The 2,056-nt window shown below is 65.6% G+C and carries 2 protein-coding genes; both read right to left on the bottom strand.

Going from position 1 to position 2,056, the window contains the following annotated elements:
* Positions 1 to 1,030 (bottom strand): ABC transporter permease subunit (locus EOA24_RS35705; protein ID WP_133374806.1); only part of this gene is annotated, 1,030 nt, incomplete at its 3' end.
* A 160-nt stretch (positions 1,031 to 1,190) separates the two neighbouring features.
* Positions 1,191 to 2,056 (bottom strand): iron ABC transporter substrate-binding protein (locus EOA24_RS35700; protein ID WP_133374805.1); only part of this gene is annotated, 866 nt, incomplete at its 5' end.

The raw sequence follows: 2,056 nt of genomic DNA, 5'->3' as shown, positions 1-2,056 counted from the left end.
GCATGGCGGCAACCGTCGCGAGCACAGCGCCGACGATGGCGAGGAACAGCGTCTGGCCGAGCGCCAGGCCGATCTCGTCCCAGCGCCAGACATCCGCGCCGCCGGCGAGCAGCCAGCGGCCGACAGTGACGAAGGGCACGCCGAGCGACAGCAGTGCGACACCGGCCGGCAAAAGCAGGCAAGGCAGGGCGGCGCGGCCGAGGCGGGCACGCTGCTGCTTGCGTGCGGCGCCGGAACCGACACGCGCATAGCGCTCCTCGCCACGTATCATCACCTCGAGGGCGAGCAGGAAAAGGCAGCAAGCCACAAGCACGGCGGCCAGCATGTTGGCAGCCGGGCCGTTGAAGGTCGACTGGAACTGGTCGACGATCGCGGTGGTGAAGGTGTCGAAGCGAATGAAGACATAGAGGCCATATTCGGCCAGAAGATGCAGGCCGACCAGCAGCGAGCCGCCGCAGATGGCAAGCCTCAACTGCGGCAGTACGACGCGCGCGAAAACCCGCCACGGGCCAAGGCCAAGCGCCGCCGCCGCATCCTCCAGCGCCGGGTCGAGACGGCGCAACGCGGCGGAGATCGGCAGATAGAGGAACGGGAAATAGGCGATGACGGAGACCAGCACGCCGGCCCAGAGCCCGTGCAGGCCAGGGACAAAGCTGATCCAGGCATAGGAGTGCACGAAAGCAGGGATGGCGAGCGGCGCCACCGACAGCCACGACCACAGCCGATTGCCCGGCAGGTCGCTGCGTTCGGTCAGCCAAGCCAGCGCCACCGACAGCGCGATGGCGATCGGCACGGTGACGATGACGAGGAGCACCGTGTTGATCAGCAACTCGCCGACGCGCGGGCGGAAGATCAGCGCCACCACCGTATCCCAGCCGGTCTGGATCGCGATCCAGACGATGAAGCCGAGAGGCAGCAGCGCGATGAGCGAGATCAAAGCCGCGGCGAGCGTGATCCACGACATGGCCCGGCGCTTCTTCATTCCGGCCGCCGGCAGCGCGGAAGCCGTGAGGTGGATCGCGGACGCCATCAGTCGGAATAGGCCGCCCGGAAGCGACGTGATGAACCGCGGCCGCGGCCGCAAACGCAGATGATCGTCATCGACGAGGCCATCTCCAAAACAAAAGCGCTCCCACGGAAGCGAGTTCCCGCGGGAGCACGGTCGCTTGCCCTTTTAGGACGAACGCGAACTAAAGCAAGCCGGCTTGCGTCATCAGGTCGATGACCTTCTTGGAATTCAGCGTCGCCGGATCGATTTTCGGCGCCTGCAAGTCGGCCAGCGGCACCAGCTTCGGGTTGGACTGGGCATCCTTGCCGACCGCATATTCATACGACGTGCCCGTTTTCAGCACGTCCTGGCCGCCCTTGCCTGTCACCCACTTCAGGAACGCCTGGGCTTCCTTCTGATGCTTGCTGGAGGCCAGCACGCCGCCGCCCGATACCGAAACGAAGGCGCCCGGGTCCTGGTTCTTGAAATAATGCAGGCCGACATTCTTGCTGTTCTCGCCGGTCTTGGCCTGATCGCCGAACCAGTAATAGTGGTAGATCACGCCGCCATCGATCTCGCCGACATTGACCGCCTTCATGACAGTGCTGTTGCCTTTGTAGGCCGTGAAATTCTCCTTCATCGCCTTCAGCCAGTCGGCGGTCGCGGCCTCGCCCTTCAGCTGGAGCAGGGCGCTGACGATGGCCTGGAAGTCGGCGCCCGACGGCGAGGCGGCCCAGCGGCCTTTCCAGCTCGGATCGGCGAGGTCCAGCAGCGACTTGGGGAGCTGGTCTTCCTTCAGCTTGTCCTTGTTGTAGGCAAAGACGGTGCTGCGGGCCGCGACGCCGACCCACTTGCCGCTCGACGGCTGGTATTCCTGGGGAACCTGGGCGAGGGTGTCGGCGTCGACCGGGGCGAACAGACCGGCCGCCTCGACCAGCGCCATGGCCGGCGAATTCTCGGTCAGGAAGACGTCGGCCGGCGAGGCCGCGCCCTCGGCGACGATCTGGTTGGAGAAATCGCTGTCTCCGCCATTGCGCAGCGTGACCTTGATGCCGGTCTCCTTAGTGA

It is taken from the genome of Mesorhizobium sp. M2A.F.Ca.ET.039.01.1.1, assembly GCF_003998035.1.
Taxonomy (GTDB): domain Bacteria; phylum Pseudomonadota; class Alphaproteobacteria; order Rhizobiales; family Rhizobiaceae; genus Mesorhizobium.
The sequence above is the reverse complement of the archived record's forward strand: the minus strand, read 5'-3'. Positions and strand labels throughout refer to the sequence as shown.